The organism is Tissierellales bacterium, from assembly GCA_035301805.1.
Taxonomy (GTDB): Bacteria; Bacillota; Clostridia; order Tissierellales; family DATGTQ01; genus DATGTQ01.
In genome coordinates, this window is sequence record DATGTQ010000101.1 from 1 (window position 1) to 5,425 (window position 5,425).

The following is a 5,425-nucleotide window of genomic DNA, read 5'->3' on the forward strand; positions in this document are numbered from 1 at the left end:
TGCATTGGAGGAAAATTAACTCCTGGTTCTTTGTCCTTAAATAAAAATTCAGTTCCATCAAGTCCTTCGCATACTTCCGAAGTCCTGTCATCCAGGATAGCATCATAAATATAAGTATCATATCCCATATCCTCAAAAGGCTTGGCCATGGCTTGATTTTGAACAAATGTGCCTTCTGTATACACCAATCTTTTTATATTATTCTTGCTTTGTTTTAAAAATCTTTCCTCTAGTATTTTACTTAGTTTATTATAACTATCTCCTCTAATAATTCCATCTTTGAAGTCTGTAGTAAGGTATTCAATTAATTTTTCTTTATTTCCCCATATCCTATCAGAAAAATTCTTATCATTTAACCATGCTTTATTTACTAAATCTTTAACTAAAATGTCATCAATAGATAAAAAATTACTACCAAACCCCATATCTTTTAATATTGCATTATAAGTTGATGTATAGCTTTTAGATAAATGTTTTAATATTACTTCTTCTTCTTTTACCCCTAACTCTATTTGTTGTTTTTTAATAGAATAATTAAGAGCATCTAACCTATCTAATTGATAAATACTTTCCCTGATAGGTTTTAAATGCTCGAGCTCAAGATGGACATCAAAAAAATGTTCCATATCCTGTAGTAATATTTTTCTTTCTCCCGGATCTAAATCTACCAATAAGTTTCTATATTCAATCACATTATCTGCACCATATTTAGCATAGTAAGAGGCTATTTCTTTGTCTAATTTTGCAGCCTCTTTCTCATACTCTTTTATCATCTTTTTAAGAAGTTTTTCTTCGTTTTTTTCTAAATTCTTAAAATATGCCTTCTGCCTCTCTCTCCAATACTTTGGATTAATTTTACTCATCTAAATCAACTCTATTTCTATCAAAGTCATACTCATCATCAATATCGTATTCGTCGTTGATTCTATCAACCTCATCTTTAGCATTATCAACAATAGATAATACCGATAAAGCTGTTCCTTTGCTAGTTATTCCAGTTAGATTTCTTGCTATTTCTGATTCTTCTAAAATATTAGCAGGATAATTTCTAGTGAATTGATATTTAATACCAGTCCATTCATCACCTTTAATTGGAGTTATACTAGTATTAGCTATCATCTTATATCTCCTATTCAACCCCGATACAAATTTTCTTTCCTTAGTCTTAGCCAAATTCTCCATACTTTGTAATTTATATTTAAGAGCTATACCTGATTGAGTTCCAAAACTTTCATCATTAATATTCATTACCATAGATATTTGAAATATTAGTTTTTCTAGTCTATTTATTAAATTTTCTTGGGTATTATCAGCGTCGGGTTTATCCAGAAATTCAACTATAAGCTTATCAACTTCCCCACCAGCCATATTTATTGTTCTAGAGTCTCTTAGTTTTTTAATAGTCTTTTCATCTAGCTCAGCCCCTAATATTTTTAAATATGCATCAGCAAAATAATCAACATCATTAGCTTTTTCCGACAGAGCTTTATTATAAGCATTTATAAGAGTTTCTACACCTTCAAATGCTCCTAGCTTTTCTTCATTTTCTACATATTCAATAATTGGCACATCCCCAAATAAATGTGGTTTTTCGTCATAAAAGTATAGTTTCCCTTCATCATTTTCTTTGAAATAGGCTATCTTATATATATCCGAGTAACTTCCCTCAAGTTTATTATCAATATTGTTATAATACCTTACCCCATACATAGGTTTACCTACTATTGAGTCATCATATACAACAAAAGCTTCATCTGGCTCTATATAGGTTATACCCAGCTGGCCATCACCATCTATATAAATCATTTCATAGGCATGGCCATAAATACTACATAACTTTGACAATTCTGCATTGTTATCATCTTGATCATTAAATTTATCTACAAAGTCAAGATAATTATTTATTTCATCTGATTCATGACTAACTTTTATTGGTATACCAATAAAAAAACCATTGAGTGTATCAACTATATATTTAGCATAGTTTACAACTAAACGGTTATCAGGCTTATATTCTTCCTTCTTTTTTTGGTGTAATATTGGATGATCTCCTTTATACATTTTCTTTAATCTATTGTATCTTTCATGACTTGATTTATGCTTATTTATTAATTCTAGTAATAATTCCTCAGTCATCTCTGTATCGGATTCTAGGATAAACACTATAATATCCCCCCTTTGTATGTTTTTATAATTATTTTAGATTTTCTGCACTGTAATGAATATCTTAATGCATCCATTAAGTGATTATTTTTATCCTCTGCTTCATTTAAATATTTACCTGATATTTTATCTTTTTTGTATGCATAACTATAAAACTCTTCCTTTGCATTTTCACATTTAGTATGACATATAATTTGATAATTCTTTAGCTGTTCTATCCCTTGTTTTACACTTCCGGGTCCTTTTTCACTCCTGGTTATTCTTCTTATACCATGCTCGTCTCTTAGCTCATCAATTAATCTCCCATCCGCACTATCTGCTACTATAGTTAACTTTTGATATCCTTTTTTCTTAATCATATTTGCTATTTCTTTTGTACGCATTCCCTTTTCATAATGCTCATCTATAATATAAATCTTCTCATTTTCTTCATCTAATAAAGCAACAATTAGAGCTGTAGGATCATGCTCATATCCAAAGTCTAAACCTATTAATAATTGTAATTGTTCTTTTAATTTCTCCTGGATGTCAAAAGGCTCAAATATAACATTTTCAAATACTAATCCTTCAGCAACTCCCCATTCTCCATCACAAACTATTTTTGCTCTTCGTGGATTAGTTTTATATAGCTTTTCATACCTTCTAATAGTATCTTTATCTAAGAATTCATTAATCTTATAGGTAGTTGTTAGAGTAAAAACATCTTCGTCTTCCTTATCAAAGAACTCACTTTTAAGCCAATGATTTTCACTCCAAGGGTTAAAAGTTAATATTACTTGCCTATATGCATTAGATTCATCAATTTTACCTCTCATAGCTTCAGTAACTGTATCAAGTTTATCTCTACTTTCCAATTCATAAGCTTCCTCTACCCATAAATGAGTAATAGTACCTTTCTCTAACTGTATGGAAGTCATCTTTAAAGGATCATCAAATCCTCTAAATAATATTTTCTGGCCTGTTGGTATATAAGTAGCTTCCATCGGACTTACAGTAAAGTTCCATAAGTGCGATACTCCTAATCTATGAGTAGCACTCTTTAATCCTACATATACACTGTCCCTTAGAGTGTTTTGGTATCTTCTTGCAGCTATTACATTCATCCAGGGGTAGGCCATCATTTTACTTATTATTTCAATCTGTGTTGTAACTGATTTTTTAGACCCTCTAGATCCCTTAATCACTTTATAAAACTTTTTTGTATTCCAGGCCTTATTATAACCTTGGCCAATTATTTTACTTATGCTAATCTTCTCTATTGTCATCTACATCATCTTCCGGCACATCAAAGATTATTTTTGGTACTTTAAGGTCTACTTCTTGTTTATCAGTAAATAAACTATATCTTCTACCAATCAGTTCGGCGGCTCTTATTCTTTCTTTAGCTGATACTTGTTTCTCAACTATTCTAGCCTTGCTTTCATAATCTCCTATATTTTCAGTTACAACTACTTCTTCGCTTTCTTCCCCTCTCATCATAGAAGTAAGGTGTTTTAATACTTCTTCTGCTTTTGCTATTTGTTTATCCTCTATTTCTTTCATTTTTTTATCTATATAATTTTTAATGTAAGGTTTTGTAAGGTTTTCGTTTCCCATTTGCCTAGCTGTTTTCTTACTATATCCTGCTTTTATAGCTGCTTCTGTTGCGTTGCCTAACTCAATATAATGATCACAAAATTTCTTTTGTTTTACTGTTAGCTTCTTCACATCACCTCACCTACCTTTATTTATTGCATAAAAAAAGAGCCTTGTTAATTAGGCTCTTCAATATTTTTAAATAAACTCTTCAGCTTCTCGATAGACTTTCTATCTTCTTCTAGTATTACACCTGCTATATTTCTGGACCTATCATCTAAAGCTCCCCTCAAAACTTTTTCCGCCATATTAACTCCCTTGGTTTCTCCTTCAATAGCCTTTTCAATAATTTCACTCATATCTGTTTCTGACCCTAACTCCATATTGAGCATCATTTCACCCATTTTACCTTTCATTCCAATATTTTCGTCTGGCTGTCCTCCTATATCTTGTATATAACTTGCTAATTTATCAATATTTTCTCTATGCTGCTTTTGAACTTCTTTTAAACACTCTATAGCATTTTCATCTTCTAGTCTAGATATGAAATTATTAAAACTATCTACTGCCATGTATTCCCCTTGTAATAATTCATTAAGTGCCTTTTTTGTTTCTGAGTTATTTGACATTGATCTTCCTCCTTAGTGGTTATATTGTTATTATTTTTCCACTAAGCATATAATTAATACATTATCCCCGTTTAACTTGTCTAACTCTCCTACCAATCCTCCTATAGCTATTCGCTTTCATTAAATTTTCCACACTATCACCTAATTTTATAGCACTAGACCTTTTTCCCGCCTTTTCTGGCAACTTTTTTAACCTTCTATATGTATCTATATCGTTATGCTTTAAAATCTCTCCTATTCTCATATTTTTCTCTCTCCCTTTCAATCCTACCCCAGGTCATTTCATAAACGTATTTTTCTTCTCCTGGATCTTCATGATGAGCTATAGCTAAACAACCTAATCCATTTAATAATTCTTCATCTCTTGCATAGACATAAGCTTCTACATCCTCATTTTGACAATACGGGCAATTAACTTTTTTTGCTTGCTTCTCTCTATACTCACTTAGTATAAATTCTGAATTGCAATTAAAACAATGATATTTAACTAAAGGATCTAATACATAACTTTTCATAGTTTCACCTCAATTTTTGCACAATTAAAAGGACACACCTCCTGGAGAGATATGTCCTTTAAGTTAAAAGGGGGTTGTGATATTTCTAGTTACTATCATATTAACATGTATTTTTTAGCCTGTCGGTAGGTTGTTAGTAGGTAGTTTTATTTCTCGCAGATACTTCTTTTATATATTGATGTGTATATCCTAATTCTTCTGCTATATCTACAAGCTTTTTCCCCTCTATATCCCTCATATATACCACCTTTTTATCCAAATCTTCAAGTTCCATAATATTATCCTCTATTTCCTTCTTAAACTTTTCTAATCTTTCTATAGTATTCTGGTGTAAATATATATGACTTTCTATCTTCTGCATCTGTTTTAATGCTGCTTCAAAACTAATCTGACTGGTACCATCAACATAAGGCTGACTATAATCTATAGCTTTTATTTCTCCAGGACCATATAGTTTCCCCTCTTTTTTTATTGCTTCTAATTGAATCTCATATGATTTTAATCTTGATTTCCAAAAGTTAATTTCATTGCATAAATCCTTGT

The 5,425-nt window shown here is 30.8% G+C and carries 8 protein-coding genes; all 8 read right to left on the reverse strand.

Going from position 1 to position 5,425, the window contains the following annotated elements; genetic code table 11:
• The coding region (locus tag VK071_04720; GenBank protein ID HLR34617.1) for a minor capsid protein at nucleotides 1–863 on the reverse strand (863 nt) is incomplete at its 3' end.
• A complete protein-coding gene (locus VK071_04725) occupies nucleotides 856–2,163 on the reverse strand; it encodes a phage portal protein (GenBank protein HLR34618.1) in 1,308 nt (435 codons plus the stop codon). The genes VK071_04720 and VK071_04725, both read right to left, overlap by 8 nt.
• Nucleotides 2,163–3,428: a PBSX family phage terminase large subunit gene (locus VK071_04730; GenBank protein ID HLR34619.1), complete on the reverse strand. Its 1,266-nt coding sequence runs from the start codon at nucleotides 3,426–3,428 to the stop codon at nucleotides 2,163–2,165. The genes VK071_04725 and VK071_04730 overlap by 1 nt, the downstream gene beginning before the upstream one ends.
• A complete protein-coding gene (locus VK071_04735; GenBank protein ID HLR34620.1) occupies nucleotides 3,409–3,870 on the reverse strand; it encodes a terminase small subunit in 462 nt (153 codons plus the stop codon). Before VK071_04735 ends, VK071_04730 begins: the two co-directional genes overlap by 20 nt.
• 44 nt (nucleotides 3,871–3,914) lie before the next feature.
• Nucleotides 3,915–4,367: a DUF2383 domain-containing protein gene (locus VK071_04740; GenBank protein HLR34621.1), complete on the reverse strand. Its 453-nt coding sequence runs from the start codon at nucleotides 4,365–4,367 to the stop codon at nucleotides 3,915–3,917.
• Between the two features lie 61 nt (nucleotides 4,368–4,428).
• The gene (locus tag VK071_04745) at nucleotides 4,429–4,611 is read right to left on the reverse strand and encodes a hypothetical protein (GenBank protein ID HLR34622.1); all 183 of its coding nucleotides are present in this window, start codon (nucleotides 4,609–4,611) and stop codon (nucleotides 4,429–4,431) included.
• Nucleotides 4,583–4,882: a hypothetical protein gene (locus VK071_04750; GenBank protein HLR34623.1), complete on the reverse strand. Its 300-nt coding sequence runs from the start codon at nucleotides 4,880–4,882 to the stop codon at nucleotides 4,583–4,585. Before VK071_04750 ends, VK071_04745 begins: the two co-directional genes overlap by 29 nt.
• 133 nt (nucleotides 4,883–5,015) lie before the next feature.
• Nucleotides 5,016–5,425: hypothetical protein (locus tag VK071_04755; protein HLR34624.1), on the reverse strand; the 410-nt coding region annotated here is incomplete at its 5' end.